This window comes from Salimicrobium album (assembly GCF_900107115.1).
In the GTDB taxonomy this organism is placed as follows: Bacteria; Bacillota; Bacilli; order Bacillales; family Halobacillaceae; genus Salimicrobium; species Salimicrobium album.
Genome location: NZ_FNOS01000001.1, coordinates 215,778 through 232,150 on the forward strand (window position 1 = coordinate 215,778; position 16,373 = coordinate 232,150).

Annotated in this window: 21 protein-coding genes; 5 read left to right on the forward strand and 16 right to left on the reverse strand. The window is 43.7% G+C overall.

The features are described from left to right. Positions 1–5 precede the first annotated feature (5 nt). Positions 6–389: a DUF3397 family protein gene (locus BLU03_RS01085; protein ID WP_008589738.1), complete on the reverse strand. Its 384-nt coding sequence runs from the start codon at positions 387–389 to the stop codon at positions 6–8. Positions 390–536: 147 nt separating this feature from the next. On the opposite strand from BLU03_RS01085, the gene BLU03_RS01090 reads away from it, so the two are divergent. Continuing rightward, positions 537–1,025: an N-acetyltransferase gene (locus BLU03_RS01090; protein ID WP_008589736.1), complete on the forward strand. Its 489-nt coding sequence runs from the start codon at positions 537–539 to the stop codon at positions 1,023–1,025. Positions 1,026–1,085: 60 nt separating this feature from the next. Here BLU03_RS01090 and BLU03_RS01095 read toward each other — a convergent pair whose 3' ends face one another. The 3 genes from BLU03_RS01095 to BLU03_RS01105 all read right to left on the reverse strand — a co-directional run bounded on the left by BLU03_RS01095 (position 1,086) and on the right by BLU03_RS01105 (position 2,693). Beyond that, a complete protein-coding gene (locus BLU03_RS01095) occupies positions 1,086–1,829 on the reverse strand; it encodes an enoyl-CoA hydratase/isomerase family protein (RefSeq protein WP_093104976.1) in 744 nt (247 codons plus the stop codon). 125 nt (positions 1,830–1,954) lie between these two features. After that, the gene (gene rpmF / locus BLU03_RS01100; protein WP_008589733.1) at positions 1,955–2,128 is read right to left on the reverse strand and encodes a 50S ribosomal protein L32; all 174 of its coding nucleotides are present in this window, start codon (positions 2,126–2,128) and stop codon (positions 1,955–1,957) included. Between the two features lie 49 nt (positions 2,129–2,177). Then, entirely contained in the window at positions 2,178–2,693 is a 516-nt protein-coding gene (locus BLU03_RS01105; RefSeq protein WP_008589731.1) for a YceD family protein, read from the reverse strand. Between the two features lie 143 nt (positions 2,694–2,836). Here BLU03_RS01105 and BLU03_RS01110 point away from each other — a divergent pair, with 143 nt between their 5' ends. After that, positions 2,837–4,036 (forward strand): nucleotidyltransferase, encoded by a 1,200-nt coding sequence (locus tag BLU03_RS01110; protein WP_093104981.1) that lies wholly within the window; start codon positions 2,837–2,839, stop codon positions 4,034–4,036. A gap of 120 nt (positions 4,037–4,156) precedes the next feature. Here BLU03_RS01110 and BLU03_RS01115 read toward each other — a convergent pair whose 3' ends face one another. From BLU03_RS01115 to rsmD, 3 genes are all read right to left on the reverse strand, one after another. Next, positions 4,157–5,173 (reverse strand): SepM family pheromone-processing serine protease, encoded by a 1,017-nt coding sequence (locus BLU03_RS01115; RefSeq protein ID WP_008589727.1) that lies wholly within the window; start codon positions 5,171–5,173, stop codon positions 4,157–4,159. Positions 5,174–5,374: 201 nt separating this feature from the next. Beyond that, positions 5,375–5,857: a pantetheine-phosphate adenylyltransferase gene (gene coaD / locus BLU03_RS01120; RefSeq protein ID WP_076570272.1), complete on the reverse strand. Its 483-nt coding sequence runs from the start codon at positions 5,855–5,857 to the stop codon at positions 5,375–5,377. 1 nt (position 5,858) lies between these two features. Further along, entirely contained in the window at positions 5,859–6,416 is a 558-nt protein-coding gene (rsmD, locus tag BLU03_RS01125) for a 16S rRNA (guanine(966)-N(2))-methyltransferase RsmD (RefSeq protein ID WP_076570269.1), read from the reverse strand. A gap of 214 nt (positions 6,417–6,630) precedes the next feature. Here rsmD and BLU03_RS01130 point away from each other — a divergent pair, with 214 nt between their 5' ends. Next, a complete protein-coding gene (locus BLU03_RS01130) occupies positions 6,631–7,014 on the forward strand; it encodes a DUF7147 family protein (protein ID WP_008589722.1) in 384 nt (127 codons plus the stop codon). An 80-nt stretch (positions 7,015–7,094) separates the two neighbouring features. On the opposite strand, the gene BLU03_RS01135 is transcribed toward BLU03_RS01130, so the two are convergent. Further along, a complete protein-coding gene (locus BLU03_RS01135) occupies positions 7,095–7,370 on the reverse strand; it encodes a YlbG family protein (protein WP_008589720.1) in 276 nt (91 codons plus the stop codon). A gap of 16 nt (positions 7,371–7,386) precedes the next feature. Continuing rightward, positions 7,387–7,821 carry a YlbF family regulator gene (locus tag BLU03_RS01140; RefSeq protein WP_008589718.1) on the reverse strand — a complete coding sequence of 145 codons (435 nt, stop codon included), beginning with the start codon at positions 7,819–7,821 and terminating at the stop codon, positions 7,387–7,389. A gap of 183 nt (positions 7,822–8,004) precedes the next feature. Between BLU03_RS01140 and BLU03_RS01145 the strand changes: the two genes are divergently transcribed. Both BLU03_RS01145 and ytvI read left to right on the forward strand, forming a co-directional pair. Continuing rightward, positions 8,005–8,376 (forward strand): YugN family protein, encoded by a 372-nt coding sequence (locus BLU03_RS01145; protein WP_008589716.1) that lies wholly within the window; start codon positions 8,005–8,007, stop codon positions 8,374–8,376. Between the two features lie 82 nt (positions 8,377–8,458). Beyond that, positions 8,459–9,517: a sporulation integral membrane protein YtvI gene (gene ytvI / locus BLU03_RS01150; RefSeq protein WP_008589714.1), complete on the forward strand. Its 1,059-nt coding sequence runs from the start codon at positions 8,459–8,461 to the stop codon at positions 9,515–9,517. A gap of 157 nt (positions 9,518–9,674) precedes the next feature. Here the strand turns inward: ytvI and BLU03_RS01155 are convergent, their stop codons facing one another. The 7 genes from BLU03_RS01155 to cyoE all read right to left on the reverse strand — a co-directional run bounded on the left by BLU03_RS01155 (position 9,675) and on the right by cyoE (position 16,217). Continuing rightward, positions 9,675–10,130, reverse strand: coding sequence for a DUF420 domain-containing protein (locus BLU03_RS01155; RefSeq protein ID WP_008589712.1), 456 nt, complete (start codon positions 10,128–10,130; stop codon positions 9,675–9,677). Between the two features lie 2 nt (positions 10,131–10,132). Further along, positions 10,133–11,050, reverse strand: a complete 918-nt coding sequence (ctaG, locus tag BLU03_RS01160) for a cytochrome c oxidase assembly factor CtaG (protein ID WP_076570263.1) — start codon at positions 11,048–11,050, stop codon at positions 10,133–10,135. Between the two features lie 254 nt (positions 11,051–11,304). Continuing rightward, positions 11,305–11,631 carry a cytochrome c oxidase subunit IVB gene (ctaF, locus tag BLU03_RS01165; RefSeq protein WP_076570260.1) on the reverse strand — a complete coding sequence of 109 codons (327 nt, stop codon included), beginning with the start codon at positions 11,629–11,631 and terminating at the stop codon, positions 11,305–11,307. Positions 11,632–11,634: 3 nt separating this feature from the next. Continuing rightward, positions 11,635–12,258, reverse strand: a complete 624-nt coding sequence (locus BLU03_RS01170; protein WP_008589707.1) for a cytochrome (ubi)quinol oxidase subunit III — start codon at positions 12,256–12,258, stop codon at positions 11,635–11,637. Next, a complete protein-coding gene (ctaD, locus tag BLU03_RS01175; protein WP_143023809.1) occupies positions 12,255–14,078 on the reverse strand; it encodes a cytochrome c oxidase subunit I in 1,824 nt (607 codons plus the stop codon). The genes BLU03_RS01170 and ctaD overlap by 4 nt, the downstream gene beginning before the upstream one ends. Before the next feature lie 62 nt (positions 14,079–14,140). Continuing rightward, complete coding sequence (gene coxB / locus BLU03_RS01180) at positions 14,141–15,208, reverse strand: cytochrome c oxidase subunit II (RefSeq protein ID WP_076570257.1); 1,068 nt, start codon at positions 15,206–15,208, stop codon at positions 14,141–14,143. Positions 15,209–15,275: 67 nt separating this feature from the next. Further along, the gene (cyoE, locus tag BLU03_RS01185; protein WP_093105588.1) at positions 15,276–16,217 is read right to left on the reverse strand and encodes a heme o synthase; all 942 of its coding nucleotides are present in this window, start codon (positions 16,215–16,217) and stop codon (positions 15,276–15,278) included. Positions 16,218–16,373: the final 156 nt, after the last annotated feature.

A 16,373-nucleotide genomic window follows, 5' to 3' on the forward strand; every position in this document is an offset into this window, starting at 1 on the left:
AAATCTTAAACGTTCAGCGCTCCTGCAGCGACTGTACTTAGCAAAAGCATAATATATAGTATGACAAACACAAAGAAAGTAAGTCTCAGAAAACTGGTAAGAGTTTTACGTAACTTCATTTCTCCAGCTGTTCTATACTGAATATACAGCGAAACACCGACCAGGACGAGCAACGAGACGATAACCCAGCCTGAATTGTTCCCTCCAAGCAGCAGGTTCATAAGTTCGCGCACAGCAAAAACCAGAAAAGGAGTACTTATATATACGGCTCCCCGCAGTGCTTTTCCTTTCCTTGCCGTCCACTTCAAAAACAACATATATAACACAACAAAGATTATAGGAGTTATTATTATAAGCAGCCACGAGACCGAAAGGTCGTTTTCAGGCATCTGTCCCACCTTCTTCCTGCATTTTTCAAACTCTATTGTAGCAAACTTGTAACAGATATAGCAGGTAAAAGTAGTCCATTTGATTCTGAAAATTTTTATACTATAATGTAGTTGGAAGCAAGATTGCCGAAAGGAGCGTCACGGTCGATGAGTATCAGTACAGAAGTGCAGCCTTTACTAATCAACTATAAAACACTCGAGGAGTTTAAACGTTTCAAAGAGTATGGTCTTCAGGAACTTACTATGCTCGAAGATTTACAGAGTAACATCGTGGAAAATAACAGCGAATCTCCTTTTTTCGGGATTTATATCGGTAATGCCATGATTGCAAGAATGAGTCTCTATAGAATTTCCGCTAAATATGATAATTATTTCAATCCCCCTCAGGATTATCTCGAACTATGGAAACTGGAAGTACTTAAAGACTATCAGGGCAAAGGTTACGGGAAACAGCTGGTGGACTTCGCCAAAAGCTACCATTTGCCTATTAAAACGAATCCGCGCATTAACTCTCATGGGTTCTGGGAACGTCTCGGTTTCCAGAAAGCTACTTATAACATGGAAAGAGACCGCGGGGAGAACCCTCTCTTATGGTTGCCTGAGGGAGTGGACGAACAACCGAAAGAAGACAGCTGATATCCAGGAAAGAGCCGTTCAGTGAGAACGGCTCTTTTTTAGCGATAAGCCGTCAGACTTTTATTGATTTTTGCGGCTGAAAAACGCATTCACTGCTTTTTTATGAGCTTTGGACGGCCATAAAGCCGCTGACTGCCGCGTTTCCTCTTCCATCTTTCTGTAAAGTACTGAAGTGTCTATATTTTCCATAAGCTGTTTTTTCCAGAATCTGAGCTGTTCCTTGGAACGATTGGTGAATATACCGAGATCCAGTTCGTTTGCCAACCCCTGGAGCCACCCGAGCTGCTTCGCTTCTTCTGCGTCAATAACCTCACTTGCAGTCAACCAGTGGAAAGCCTGGACCGGAGAAATTCTCTCATAAAGAAGCGCTCCGCCTCCCCATCCGGGTACGATACCAAGTTTTCCCTGAACAAAGCCGAACCTGCTTCCTTCTTTTCCTATTCGTATATCACAGGCGGTAGCAAGTTCGCACCCCCCTCCCCTCGCTTCTCCGTTCAAATAGGCGAGCGTCGGCACCGGCAGCGTCGCTATTTCATAAAGTAATTCCTTCATCGGAGAAAGAACCGTATACGCTTCCTCCTCCGATAAATCTCCATGCAGCTCTTTCAGATCTCCTCCCGAACAAAAGGCACGTTCTCCTCTGGAGGTAAGTACAAGTGCTTTCACCTGTTCATTCGCTTTAATTTCTTCAGTAATCTGCCTGAGTTCCATCGTCATTTGTCTGCTGACTGCATTTCTTTTATCTTCCCGGTTCAACGTAACCACAGCCACGTCCTCTTCATAAGTGACATATACCGTTTCCACTGCATCAACTCCCCTTGGTGAGATTAAAAGTCTCTGCTTTCATTCTACATCTTTTTCTGCACATGAAAAGATCGGCGAACAAGACAAAAAAGCATAAAAAAAAGCCTGCGGTCACAGGCTTTTCTTTATGCTTCGACTACTTGCTTGCCATTGTACTGGCCGCAAGAGCTGCACACACGGTGTGGCTTCGTCATCTCTCCGCAATTTTGACATGCCACCAATTTAGGAGCACTCAATTTTTTATGCGTACGACGTTGATTTTTCACCTTTTTGGACGTTCTGCGCTTAGGTACTGCCATTGCTGTCCACCTCCTTTATAAGTAAAGAGAAGAGCGGTCGATGCCCTCTCTATTTCTCTTTTTCATCTAATAATGATTCCAGTTTAGCTAATCGAGGATCTATTTTGCTTTCAGAGTCCGGTTTCTCGTCCACGACTTCCCAGCCATCTCCTTCTTTCGGAGGGACGACGTCAGGATCATCCGAAAAGACACGATAGGGAACCTCCAATAGCACATTCTCCTTTATATAAGGAGTCAAGTCAAGCAGTTCTCCATGCAGCGGGTGTACTTCCGAGTCATCCTCCTCCTCATAATAAGGAGAAAGATTGAAGTATTCCGTAGCCTGAATATTAAATACGAAAGGAACATCCACCAGCGTTCTGGCACAAGGAAGAATCATATCTCCTTCAATGGTCATCGATACTGATATGTTTTCTCCTTTCATTTCTGCCTGACCGGTTACCGAAACAGGAGAAATTTCCCGGATATCATTTTTGGCATCCTCCAAAGAGGAAAGGTCCACATCCCCTTCAAAATGATAAGGGTTGTCCCCTGCCTGTTTTACTTTTTGTATTGGAAATTTCACGGTCATCACCTCATGACAACAAGAGTAATTTTAAAACCAAATAAACGTTTTGTCAACATTTTTTCTTTACACCATCGCTTATCTTTATCTAATGTTAAGATAGAAAGGAAAGGAATGCAAATATAGCAGGAAAGGAAGATCCTATGCAAGCTTCAGGTATTATCGTGGAATACAACCCGTTCCATCTCGGCCATGACTTTCATGTAACACAGGCGAGGAAACAAACCGGCGCTGACTGTATCATCGCTGTCATGAGCGGACCTTTTCTACAGCGTGGAGAGCCGGCTATAATGGATAAATGGGAAAGAGCGAGATCCGCCCTTCTGCAGTCCGTGGATCTAGTGGTTGAACTGCCTCATTTGTTTGCGGTTCAGCACGGGGACTATTTCAGCAAAGGGGCTGTTGAGACTCTGGACAGGTTGAACGTCTCTTCCATCTGTTTCGGCAGTGAAGAGGGAAACATTGCTCCTTTCGTCAACTCCCACAGTAAATGGAAAGACAACCAGGGGAAATTTGACGAACATTTAACCTCTTTTCTGGATAAGGGGATGTCCTATCCGGAAGCATCACGCCTGGCTTACCGGGCTATCGGCGTCGATGAACTTGATTTATCGCAGCCGAACAACATTCTCGGTTACAGCTACGTAAAAGCAATAAAGCAATTTGCTCCTCATATAAAACCGGAGACGATTACGCGTATTGAGAGTGAATATCACGATGAAATAATCAAAGGGAAAATCTCCAGCGCTACAAGCATTCGCAGAGAGATACATACAAAGGGAGAAATCACGGAAGGAGTAAAACAGGCTCTTCCGGATTCTACAGTACAATCCCTCCATAATTACATAAAAGATAAAGGGAAGTTTCATCAGTTCGAAGACTATTTCCCTCTCATTCAACATCTGCTGTGGACATCCTCCCCCGAAGAATTAAGGCAGATCCACGGAATCGAAGAAGGACTGGAACACCGTCTGTTATCAAACATCAACAGAAGCAGTTCGTTCCAGGAAATGATGGAGTCCGTCAAAACGAAGAGATACACCTGGACGAGACTGCAGCGCATATTCGTTCATTTAATAACGAATACAAGAAAAAAAGACAGCTATCTTCTGAACGAATCTGTACCATACGTCCGAATACTCGGTATGAATAAACGGGGGAGACAATACCTTTCCGAACAGAAAAAATATATAGAAGTTCCATTAGTGACTCAGCTTAAACAAATCGATCATCCGCTCTTCGACATTGATCTGAAAGCTCAAAGGACCTACCTTTACCCTCTTTCGGGAAATCAAAGAGTAGAAAGTTACCACCGGGAAAAACTCCCCCCTTTATTCGTTTAAACTCCGAATATCTTAGCTTAAACATATTCGATAAAACACCGGCTCTCCCGGATTCCCGTAATGAAGGAAATCCGGAAGGGCCGGTGAAAACTGAACAGGCTTTTAAACGAAGTAAAGCTTTTATTTATTCTTCTTCAAATAGTCAACCGCTTCCTGGAACGTATCCACCGGAACGATCTCCATATCTGTACCGATGTCCTCGGCAGTCTGTGCGGCTATTTTATAGTTGGAATCCTCCGCTCCTTCTTCATTAGGTGCAAAGAAAACAGAAGCCCCTTCTTCATCAGCTGCAACTACCTTTTTGTCGATACCACCGATCTTCCCGACTTCACCATCATAATTTATTTCTCCTGTACCGGCTATTTCTTTGCCGGATGTTAAATCATATTCCGTCAACTGGTCGTAAATCTCAAGTGAAAACATCAGTCCGGCGCTTGGTCCGCCAATTTCTCCGCTTTCGACACTTACTTCCGGATCCACCTCTACAGATCGGTCGGTTACAAGGGATATACCTATCCCCACTTTCTCTTCATTGTCAGGAAAAGGAGCCAGTTCGACTTCCCTTGTCAGCGTCCCTTTCTCTCTCTCGATGAGAAGGGAGACGCTTTCCCCGGCTTTTTTGTTTTCCACGTAGTTAATAAGGTCGCTGGACTCTTTTACTTCCTGACCGTCAACTTCCACTATACGATCACCGGACTGCAGACGATCTGCGGCTGGCATACCTTTTACCAGCTGCATCACGTAAACACCGTCATACTGGATATCGATCTGCTTTCCGGCAGCTTCGTATGCCACCACCTGGGCTGCTTCCTGGGAGGTTTCCATCATCTGCAGCTGCGCGTGGAAGTATTCCTGTTCGGATACACCCTCCGGCCTGACTTCATCAAGCGGCATCAACTCATAATAGGGTCTGAATTGAGCAAGCAGCCACTGAACTGCAGTCGCCTGACCTCCACGGATTGTAACGAGATGCATATCGCCTTCACTTGCGTATCCTCCATCCACTTCTATAACCGGATCAAGAGCCTCGGCGGTACCGGGCTTGTAAACATAGTATGGTAACTGATAAGAAAATAACACAGCAGTTATCAGTGCAGTAATAACAATAGCTATAATCGTTTTTCTGTTCGGACTCATACCCTTACTCCTTCCTTACCTGTACAGAACGTCTGAAGCAGGTCTGCTTTACTGAAACACAAATATATTTTACATCCCGTCGTTTAGGAAGTACAGCAATCCCTGTCACGTAAATAAAAATACGTGAACCCTTATTTTTCACACTCCGGGTTCACGTATACATACTTTTTGATCAACTTTCCTGTCAGGACAGGTGGACGCTCATCTTTTGAAACGTTCCTGCAGAGCCTTTTCCACGACTTCCGGGACAAGCCCGGTAATCTCTCCCTGATATTTCGCTATCTCCTTGACGATGCTTGAACTGAGGAACGAATACTGATTATTCGTCATTACGAAAAACGTTTCAATCTCTTCATTTAATTTACGGTTCATTGAAGTGATCTGCATCTCGTATTCAAAATCACTGATTGCTCTCAAGCCTCGTATAATCGCCTCAGCCCCGGCTTCTTCGGCGTACTTCATAAGTAGTCCGCCGTAACTCTCCACCGTCACGTTGCTTATCCCGACCGTAGATTCCCTAATCAATTTTTTTCTTTCCTCCACAGAAAAAAGCGGAGATTTACTTTGATTATTAAAAACTACGACCCGTACTTCGTCAAACACTCTGGCAGCCCGTTCTATGATATCAAGATGTCCGTATGTAATCGGATCGAAACTCCCAGGGCAAATCGCTAAACCGGCCATATTATCCCTCCTTCTTATAAAACGCCACTCCGATATTAGAGCCGTACTCTTCCTGCTTGAACATAAATACAGAACCTACCTGCTGAGGCAGCGATTCTGACACATCGTGTTCGCACACTATTATAGCTTTTTCCTCGAGAAGTTGATACTCCTGAAGGTTTTTCAGTAATTCTTCATAAGAAAATTTCTTATAGGGGGGATCAAGGAATACGTAAGAAAAAGTGAGCCCCCTCTTCCCGGCTGCTTTCATAGCTCTGTATGCATCGGTTTTGAAGACTTCAGAGCGTTCCTCGAGCTTCAGAGATTTGAGGTTGTCCCATATCGTTTTAATAGCTGCGGGTTCTTTATCTATGAAAACTGCCTCCTCTGCTCCTCTGCTGAGACATTCGACCCCGAGGCCTCCGCTTCCTGCAAAGCAGTCGAAAACTTTGCCCCCGTCAAAGTAAGGACCAATGATCTGGAATATAGCTTCTTTAACTTTATCAGTCGTAGGCCTTGTGTTGTGTGTGGGTACAGAATAGAGACGCTGCCCTTTGTGACTGCCGCTTATTACTCTCATGCTGATCACCTCCTGTTACAAGGTTTTTCTTAATGCTACCATAAAACGTCCTGCAGAAAAATCATCATTCACCGGAACCATGTATTTTTATTTATCGATGCTCCACTCGGTCGTCATTAGTGAAAGGGCTGACCACTGTTTTATATAAACGGTTTATTACAAAGAGCTGGCGTGCTAGAGTAATAATGATGCAGGGAAGAAAGGAGAAATACTTATGAGACAGAAATTCATTGAACTGGGGGAAGGTTACACGGATATCTATGAACTTGTTGAACTGGGGAAACGTATGCCCGCCCGTGTTGAAGCCGCCCTTGCTTTTCACAGCGAAATTGACGGAAAACCGAAAACGTCTCTCGCCTTAATAATGAAGCCGGCCGAAAAGTTTCAGCCCATATATATATGCAGGGAAGGAATACCAAATCCTCATGAGATTCCGAACACCAGGTTCGATCTGTTCAAAGAAATGACGGACGAAATCGGAGTGGAAATTCAGGAATATACGCTAAAACCATCTACGATGTTTCCTGAAACTGATTTATACTATCAGTATCTGATAGGAATATTAAGAAGTAACAAGGCCCTGGCAAGGCTTACGTGATCGTTCAAAACTAAATAACCCCGACCAGGTCATTTGTGCCCGGTCAGGGTTAATATATCTATAAGAATGCGTGATCGTAACTATATACCGAACTTATAGTCATATTCTTTAGCTTTATCGGGCTTGGCGTTTTCAAAATCCGTTTCTACCTGCGGTTTCCAGGAAGGTTCCACGCGGAGTACATAAGATAATTTATTCAGTGTCTCCATCTTTTCCTCAAGTTCTTCCCGGTTCACGTAAATAACCGCATATTTCCGTTTTTTGGAAGCGTGAATCAAATGCCCGTATTTCTTCAGGTGACGAACATTTTTCATCTGCTGAAAATAAACGATAATCCCCTGTCTTTTAACTCTCATGTTTCACACATCCTTCTTAAGAACAGCCACAGCCGCCGCCACTGCCGCATGAACAGCCGGTGTCTGTGAACACCATCCCGTTCCGTGGGACTTTAATCTGTTCACTTACGCTGAAAGCCACGTCCTGGCTGATATCATCGAGCAGCTTCTGAAGTTCACGTTCAGCACGCTTGTAGCGGGCGACGCTCGGGTGCATATCCATTTCTCTTTTCACACTTCGGATACTTTTCATAATTTTACTGTAATCGGGATGATATCTTCCGAAACGCTGCACTTCTTCATATTGATCTTTCATTTTATTAAAATTACGTATGAGAGTCTGAGCTTCTTCATCTTTGGCAAGGTCGGATTTCGCCTCATAGAACTCTTCCATAACGTCTGATTTCATTATTATCTGGCCTATCTCTTCCGATCTATCCAACAAGTCTACAATTTCCATAGTAGCTAGCATAAAAGGGATTCACCTCCTCCTTTATCATATCAGACTAATACACATAAGAAAATCGTTCTTGAGAAATTCCCCTTTCGCGTGAAAAAGACTAAAATTAACGATAAACCCTTCCGGTTTAATTGCAACTTTCTTCTTTTCATAATAAAATGTTAACTATACATAATTTGTTGTGAGGTGGAGAGTATGAAATTAGAAAACACTGGTATCGAAGATTTAGTACTCGACGTGAAGACGTTGACACGTATCATGGAATCAAACGGGTTTATGCTCGGCGGATCCTGGGACTATGAAAGGGTTACATACGATCATAAAATCGAATCCCCTGAAACGAACATCACTTATTACGTAAGAATCCAGGGGTATGCTCTCAGTGGAGACGTAGATAAAGGAAATGCCGTTATGAAACTTATGACTCCGCTGCTCGGAAAGCATTATTATCCTCATGGAGTCGAGTATGGTGAGGAAGAAGGATTCTCCAAAGATTTAATCGATAAGTCTCATTATTTGATAAGCAAAGTACAGGCTCCGGCAAAAGCGAACCAGACAGACGAGTAATGGATTGGGAGTCGCGCATCGTGAATGATGGGCGACTCTTTTTTCGAACGATTTCTTAAGGGAAAGGAGACACGGCCCCGCGTTGTTTAAACAAATAACTAAACGTCAATGGACATTGATCTTTCTTACAATTATCGGGCTCGCAGCAGCTTATTTCATACTGCCTGTAGCAGTTCCCCTCATAATCGCCTTCATCACCGCCCTATTTCTGAACCCGTCGGTACGCTGGTTTCAGTATAGGTTCCATATAGGCCGGCAATTTGCCGTGTCTATCGTATTTCTCTTGTTTCTTTTACTTCTAGGGCTCGTAGGTACATTCGCCGTAACAAGAGCTGTAGCTCAAATCATACATCTGATTGATAACGCCCCTCTTTATATTTCCCAGCTGAACCAGGTAGTCATCGATTTAAAAGATAATATGAACAACCTTACAGAAATGCTGCCTAAGGAGTTCATTGACGAGACTTCCGATCGTATCGAAGAGAGTTTGGAAAGGTCCACCGAAAGACTTACCGATACATTAAACATAGAAAATGTAACTGCACTGGCAGCTAAAATACCTAATCTGATAGTAAGTCTGCTCGTGTACCTGATCGCTCTCTTTCTGTTTATGCTGGAACTGCCAAGGCTGAAAACGAAAATGCATTCCTACTTGACCGAAGAAACTTCCGAAAAGGTTCAGTTCATGAATGCACGTCTCAGCTATGTCGTATTCGGTTTTCTGAAAGCACAGTTCCAGGTCAGTATCATTATATTTGTAGTTACGCTGGTGGCACTTCTCTTCATTTCACCCGAAGTCGCTATTCTTATGGCTCTGATCACCTGGGCAGTAGATTTCATTCCGATTATCGGTTCCATCGCCATTATAGGCCCCTGGTCCGTTTACATGTACGCTACCGGAGATGTTGCGACCGGAACTCAACTTATGGTGCTAGCTATCGTCCTGCTGGCCATACGACGTACGGTCGAACCCAAAGTCATGGGAACACAGATTGGCCTGTCCCCGCTCGCTACTCTTGTAGCAATGTATATAGGTCTGAAACTGATAGGGGTACTTGGATTTTTCGTAGGTCCTCTCGTCATCATAGCCTTCAATTCCGCTAAAGAAGCCGGGCTGATCAAGTTGAATGTAAGACTTTAATATACCGGTTTCTCACATTAATCTTCACTCGTGAGGAATTTCAGTAAAATGACGTAAATAAATATAATATTCCTCATAAAAAGCGGTCTGCTTGGGGCTTTCCCCCGTACAGACCGCTTTTTGTAATTTTTCCTGAATTTTCTATTTACGCTACCGATCATGTACCCAGAATCGCTTTAATGACGCTGGTCGTGTCTCCCCCGTCATATATAATATATAGCAGAAGATAGACGGCCACTCCGGTTATCGCAGTAAAAAACCATATGATACTGGTGACCGGTCCGATCTTGCGATGCTTTTTAATATTCCGTTTAAGCGCAAGGATGATCGTGATAATACCGAACACCGCTCCGGTTGTCGCAAGCGTTATATGGAAAATCAGAAATACCGTATAATAAATCTTGTATTCCTCAGGTCCTCCAAAGCTTGTATTTCCGACGAAGACGGTCCGGCTTACGTAAATTATGAAAAATATCAGAGCGCTGAGTGCAGCTGCAAGCATAACTTTCTTATGAGCTGATCTTTTATCATTAGCTATGAGAATCCAGCCGATCCCCACCAGAACAGCACTTAGTACAATAAAAGTTGTACTAATTGTCGGCAATAAGGGCATTGTTATCTCTCCTGTACATATTCATTTTGTTCCATCGTTACTTCCGGTATAGGATCGATTATATTTCGTTCCTTGTTGAACCATGAGAAAAAGATGTGCCCGATGATAGCCGCAAAAATAACTTCCTGCATTATTTTCATGATGATCCCGCCAAGCTGCTGATCCTGCAGCAGAGGCATGGACGTAAAGAATTCCGGCCCGTTCAGTGAACCTGCCAGCCCTTCAAGAACTCCGGTAGGTACACATAGACTGAGAGCGTCCATCCAGGCACCGGACTGCGTATATGTCGCATACAGCGGAGCATCAGAGAAAATAATCAGAGCACATGCAGGGGTCAGTAAAACACCACTTCCGAAAATGATGCCTATCTTCAGTAAAGGTCCGAGTCTGTCTACTCCTTCCGTAGGAGGGAAGACGGATACCCACATACAAAAAGCGAAGAAAAGGATAGTGGTGGAAAAACCGGCGTGGACGATTTCGTTCGATTTGGCGAAATCAAAAACTGCAGGCACGTGGTACATGGAAAAGAAACCGCTAAACAGTAATAGTGACAACAACGGTTTTGTAATGAACTTCAGAAACGGCCGTATTACCGGACGGTCAAAAATTCTTCTCCAAACCTCACCCGGCACTCCATTAATGATCAGAAAAGGAAACACGAGATAGTACAGAGCCATCTGGGTCATATGAGCGGCAAACATGATGTGCGCCATTAGATCTATGGGAGACCCTTTAACTATGTAAAGGAGCACTAAACCTGAGAAAAACGTGATCTGTTGGAAACCAGTCGCTTTCTCCTTATCATTACGCCGGCCCGGCCCTGTCAGATAAAAGTATACCAAAGCAAGTACGGCAACGAAAATCATATAGAAAGGGCTCCACAATGCCCGGAATCCGAATATTTGTAATTCTAACCACATCTATCTCACCCCTTAAAATAACTTGCTACCTGTTATTTTAAATCACAACGTTCGAAAATAATAGATATATACCCTATTGTTTTCTAAAATGTCAAATTTGCTTAGTTGAAGTTCTTTCTCTGCACATCTTTCAATTCCTTTCTTCTCCCCAAATATTATGTCAGTCTTCTCAGGAATTTAGCTGAAGGAAAAACGGATGTGGAATTTATATACTTTTACACGAAAAAACCGGAGGAGAGCCCCCGGTTTTTGTTTTACCACCAAATGATTGTAGTAAAAGTAATAATAGTTGCAAGTGCAATTGTCATTCCGCCGAACATGATGATGGTCGGCATGAAATGCCCTTTGTTCTTCATATGCATAAAATAGAACAACTGGAATGCTACCTGAACTCCAGCTAGTAAAAGAAGTGTCGGTTTTATGAAATAAGAACTGATGTCCAGGATTACCATACTAAAAGCAATAAGGGTAAACAGGATCATGAGCGCAAAAGTAATGACCTGCTGCACCATTTCTTCTTTGTTCTCATCTTTCCGTACATTCAATTTGTGCCTTGATACGTTCTCCGTACGTTCCGACATCGCTTACCCCACCTTTCCTAGTAGGTATACTACGGTGAAAATGAAGACCCACACTACGTCAATGAAGTGCCAGTAAAGACTGGATATATAGAATTTAGGTGCGTTATACAAATTCAAACCGCGTTTCTGGTTCCGGATCATCAATGAAGTTATCCAGAAAAGACCAAATAGAACGTGTCCTCCGTGGAAACCGACCAATGTATAAAACCCGGATCCGAAGGCAGAAGAACGGAACGTGAATCCGTATTCGTGGATATAGTGGTAAAATTCATAAATTTCGCATCCAAGAAAACCAAGTCCCAGAAGTACTGTAACTCCCAACCAGAGCTGCATTTTTTTGAAATTGTGGTTCTTCATATGGTACATAGCATACACGCTGGTCAAAGAACTTGTCAGCAGCAGCATAGTCATTATGAAAACAAGCTCTAGCCCAAACAGGTTTTCGGGAGTGTTGTCGCCGGATGTAGATCCGGACAGAGCCAGATATGTTCCGAAGAGAGAGGCGAAAAGTACCGTCTCTCCTCCGAGGAACATCCAGAAACCGACAAATTTATTTTTTCCTTCAAGGGTGGCTTTTTCCGGATCATGGGGCATATGTTTTGGATTTAAAACGTCGTCATGACTCATTCTTTGCCATCCCCCTTTTCAATAAGATCTTCTTTATGAATATGATAACCGAGATCATCTTTGAACGATCTGGTGAACATGGAAGCGAAGAAAAGTCCCATGCCGACAGCAACTGCTATAAACCACAGTTTGTTGTCTACCTGATAAATAAATCCGAAGCCTGCAATAAACAGACCCATTGACATCAGGAATGGAAGTATAGAGCCATTAGGCATGTGAATATCACCAAGCGGTTCCGCAGGAGTAATACCTTTTCTTCCTTCCATCTTCTCGATCCATAATGGATCCAGTCCACGTACGAGTGGAGTCTGTTTAAAATTATAAAATGGAGGTGCAGACGGCAGGGACCATTCGAGAGTACGACCGTCCCAAGGATCTGCAGAAGCTTTAGGTTCCTTAATTGCTGTATAAATTACGTTATACAGGAATATCAGAGTTCCGATAGCCATCAGGAAGGCACCTATTGTACTGATCAGGTTACCGGTTGCAAGACCCTGACCTTCGAAATATGTCCAGTAACGTCTAGGCATTCCCATCAGTCCCAGGAAGTGCTGGATAAAGAATGTCAGATGGAAACCGATGAAAAATGGCCAGAAACCTAAGTGACCCAGTTTCTCGTTCAGTACTTTTCCGAACATCTTCGGCCACCAGTAGTGCATAGCCGCAAATAGACCAAATACTGTACCACCGACAATAACGTAGTGGAAGTGGGCAACCACGAAGTATGTATCGTGATACTGGTAGTCAGCTGCTGCTGAACCGAGCATTACCCCAGTCATACCTCCTATTGTAAATGTAGGTATGAATCCGAGTGCCCAGAGCATAGCGACACTTAGTTTAATACTTCCGCCCCACATGGTAAACAGCCAGTTAAAGATCTTGATTCCTGTAGGTACGGCGATCGCCATAGTAGAAACTGCGAAAATAGAGTTTGCAATCGGACCGAGTCCTACTGTAAACATGTGGTGGGCCCAAACCATGAACCCTAGAAAACCGATCAGCACTGTTGCAAATACCATTGCCGAGTAACCGAAAAGTCTCTTCTTAGAAAATGTAGAGAAAATATCACTGAATGCCCCGAACACAGGAAGAATCAGAATATAAACTTCCGGGTGCCCGAATATCCAGAATAAGTGTTCCCAAATGATCGCGTTTCCTCCGGCAGTTACGTCGAAGAAGGCAGAGCCAAACATACGATCGAACATCATAAGGAATAGACCTACTGTAAGAGCCGGGAACGCGAAGAGAATCAGAACGCTGGTGATGAATGTTGTCCAGGTAAATAGCGGCATGCGCATATAGGTCATACCAGGTGCCCTCATGTTAATGATCGTTACCAGGAAGTTAATACCACCGATCAGTGTTCCTGCCCCCGCTATCTGAAGCCCCATTACGTAATAATCCACTCCGTGTCCCGGAGATGTCGAGGATAACGGTGCATAGTTAGTCCAGCCCGCATCCGGCGCTCCTCCCGTAAACCAGGAAACGTTCAGTAATAGACCTCCAAATAAAAACAGCCAGAAACCAAGGGAGTTAAGGAAAGGAAATGCTACGTCCCTCGCTCCTATCTGCAATGGTACTACGGCGTTCATCAATGCAAATATAAGTGGCATGGCAGCCAGGAATATCATCGTAGTACCGTGCATCGTAATCATCTCGTTGTAAAGACCTGCTGAAATAAAGTTACTGTCCGGCTGCATCAGCTGGATACGTATTATCAGCGCTTCGAGTCCGCCGATCAGGAAGAATAGACCTCCGGCGACCAGGTAAAGGTGCGCAATTTTTTTGTGGTCAACCGTTGTAATATAGTCCCAAATCATAGCACCAATACCGCGCTGTTGTACAATCGCATTACTCACACTATAACCTCCTTTTTAATTATTTACTTCTTGCCGGAAGAGCCATTCACAGAATCAGGAGTAACTTCTGAATGGTCTAACTGCATTAAGTAGTCAGCTATTTGTTGTGCTTCTTTTTCAGATACGTTGTAGCCTTCCATTTTGTTGCCAGGTTTGAACTGATCCGGATCCATAATCCAGTCTACAAGGTTTTCTTTGTTGTGATCGAGAATACCGGCAATTTTCGTACGGTTTCCGAAGTTGCTGAGGTTCGGCCCCACACCTGCTGGAGAGTTCCCTATGGCGTGACAGCCCATACAGCTGTTTTCGAAAGCTTTTTGTCCGTCTTTAGCCGAAGCGGTTTCAGGTGTCGCTTCCGGGTCAATGTTCTGCATATCGGAAACCCACTGATCATACTCTTCGGAACTTACTGCGACTACTCTGAAGTCCATTAACGAGTGTGACTGACCACAAAGTTCGGCACAGTGTCCCCAGTATACACCTTCTTCATAAGCTTCTAAGTACATAGTGTTTTCGTTATCACCAGGGTTTGTGTCCATTTTACCCGCGATGGAAGGTACCCAGAACGAGTGGATAACGTCACTTGATTTCATATCTAAGTATACGCGCTCTCCTGTTGGAATATACAGATCCTGACTGGTCGATATTTCCTGATCAGGATAGTTAAAGTGCCACCAGTACTGGTTACCGGTTACTTCCACAGTAATCGAACCGTCTTCCTCACGCGGTTTTTCGTCTGCAAGGTCGAAAGTCGCCTGTACAGTCGGCACTGCCAGAATAAGGAGAAGCAGTACCGGTATAACGGTCCAGATAATCTCCAGCGATTTGTTACCCTCTGTCTGTTTAGGGATATAGTTCTCCTCACCCTTTTTACGACGGTAACGAATAAGAACGAAAATATAAATAGCCATGACGACCACGAATACGAAAGTCATAATCGCAAGACTGATCACCATAAGATCAAGTAATAGATCTGCCCCGTACCCTTTGGGCTTGAGTGCACTCAGGTTCTCTTCCCCGCACCCGGCAAGGAAAAGTACCAGCACACTAAAAATGAATACCGGACGAAGCTTGCCCATCCAACCTCTCATGTGAAATACCTCTCTTTCTTTTTTGTATTTGAAAGTATATTAATGTGAACTAGGTTTTCACCTAATTTCAAACGTAAGGAAATGGCATAGTTACCAGCACCATTGTAAGGAATAGAATTGTAAGATAATTAAGGGAGTACACAAACATCCATGTAGCCCATTTCTTATCATCTTTCATTACAAAACCGGCTAATGCCAATACAAGCCAACCTACAGATAATACATAAGCGACCGTCAGGAAGACTCCGCCTAAAGAAGCAAGATATAAAGGTAAAGGCAGAAGACATGCGACATATACGACTATCTGTCTTTTGGTCATCTCAAATCCTTTGACTACCGGAAGCATCGGAACTCCTGCTCTCTCATAATCATCTTTCTTTTTCATAGCAAGTGCCAGAAAATGGGGCGTCTGCCATAAGAACATGATAAGAAACAGCATCCACGCTTCCATACGAAGGCCCGGCTCAATAGCAGCCCAGCCTATCAATGGGGGAACGGCTCCGGAGAAACTCCCTATAACCGTGTTTAAAGTATATCTTCTTTTGGACCACATCGTATAAAGGATTACGTAAACAATCCATCCGAACACTCCCCAAAGTGCTGCCTGCCAGGAAGCGAGTGTCAAAACGAGAAAACCGGCTGCTGAAGTGATCAGCCCTCCAATTAAAACAGACTGTAACGACATCGTCCCTGTTACAGTAGGTCTGTTTTGCGTACGATCCATAATCGGATCGATGTCCCTGTCATACCAGTTGTTCAGAATACAGCCGCCTGCAATAACAAGCGCAGTACCAAGGAGCGTCCACAGGAGCGTGACCCATTCTGTCACAACACTTGCCCCGGTGTAGTACAAAGCGAGCCAGAAACCCGCAAAAGTAGTGATCAGGTTCGAATTGATGATTCCAACCTTTATTAAACTTTTAATATCTTTTACCAGGGAAGTCTCCCGGTTCGCTTCTTCTTCCATAACGTGAGCAGACGTAGAATCGACTGTCCTCGGATTGTCCATCACTTGATATTCCTCCTCCTGCCTTTTGCTCAGTACACAAAAGTTACAGAAATATTAACCATTGTCACAAAAAACGTCAAATTAATTGTATCACGGAACCATATTTCTATCTATTCAATTGCTATAAAATTATACAAATGTGACGTAGTTGTGAAA

What these genes read in the sequence shown, in the direction of transcription:
- BLU03_RS01085 (WP_008589738.1), bottom strand. Translation starts at nt 389, where the DNA reads ATGCCTGAAAACGACCTTTCGGTCTCGTGGCTGCTTATAATAATAACT.
- BLU03_RS01155 (WP_008589712.1), bottom strand. Translation starts at nt 10,130, where the DNA reads ATGCCCTTATTGCCGACAATTAGTACAACTTTTATTGTACTAAGTGCT.
- BLU03_RS01145 (WP_008589716.1), top strand. Translation starts at nt 8,005, where the DNA reads ATGAAATTAGAAAACACTGGTATCGAAGATTTAGTACTCGACGTGAAG.
- ctaF (WP_076570260.1), bottom strand. Translation starts at nt 11,631, where the DNA reads ATGTCGGAACGTACGGAGAACGTATCAAGGCACAAATTGAATGTACGG.
- coxB (WP_076570257.1), bottom strand. Translation starts at nt 15,208, where the DNA reads ATGAGAGGTTGGATGGGCAAGCTTCGTCCGGTATTCATTTTTAGTGTG.
- BLU03_RS01115 (WP_008589727.1), bottom strand. Translation starts at nt 5,173, where the DNA reads ATGAGTCCGAACAGAAAAACGATTATAGCTATTGTTATTACTGCACTG.
- BLU03_RS01130 (WP_008589722.1), top strand. Translation starts at nt 6,631, where the DNA reads ATGAGACAGAAATTCATTGAACTGGGGGAAGGTTACACGGATATCTAT.
- BLU03_RS01090 (WP_008589736.1), top strand. Translation starts at nt 537, where the DNA reads ATGAGTATCAGTACAGAAGTGCAGCCTTTACTAATCAACTATAAAACA.
- ctaG (WP_076570263.1), bottom strand. Translation starts at nt 11,050, where the DNA reads ATGTGGTTAGAATTACAAATATTCGGATTCCGGGCATTGTGGAGCCCT.
- ctaD (WP_143023809.1), bottom strand. Translation starts at nt 14,078, where the DNA reads ATGATTTGGGACTATATTACAACGGTTGACCACAAAAAAATTGCGCAC.
- rsmD (WP_076570269.1), bottom strand. Translation starts at nt 6,416, where the DNA reads ATGAGAGTAATAAGCGGCAGTCACAAAGGGCAGCGTCTCTATTCTGTA.
- BLU03_RS01110 (WP_093104981.1), top strand. Translation starts at nt 2,837, where the DNA reads ATGCAAGCTTCAGGTATTATCGTGGAATACAACCCGTTCCATCTCGGC.
- BLU03_RS01170 (WP_008589707.1), bottom strand. Translation starts at nt 12,258, where the DNA reads ATGAGTCATGACGACGTTTTAAATCCAAAACATATGCCCCATGATCCG.
- coaD (WP_076570272.1), bottom strand. Translation starts at nt 5,857, where the DNA reads ATGGCCGGTTTAGCGATTTGCCCTGGGAGTTTCGATCCGATTACATAC.
- BLU03_RS01135 (WP_008589720.1), bottom strand. Translation starts at nt 7,370, where the DNA reads ATGAGAGTTAAAAGACAGGGGATTATCGTTTATTTTCAGCAGATGAAA.
- BLU03_RS01140 (WP_008589718.1), bottom strand. Translation starts at nt 7,821, where the DNA reads ATGCTAGCTACTATGGAAATTGTAGACTTGTTGGATAGATCGGAAGAG.
- rpmF (WP_008589733.1), bottom strand. Translation starts at nt 2,128, where the DNA reads ATGGCAGTACCTAAGCGCAGAACGTCCAAAAAGGTGAAAAATCAACGT.
- cyoE (WP_093105588.1), bottom strand. Translation starts at nt 16,217, where the DNA reads ATGGACAATCCGAGGACAGTCGATTCTACGTCTGCTCACGTTATGGAA.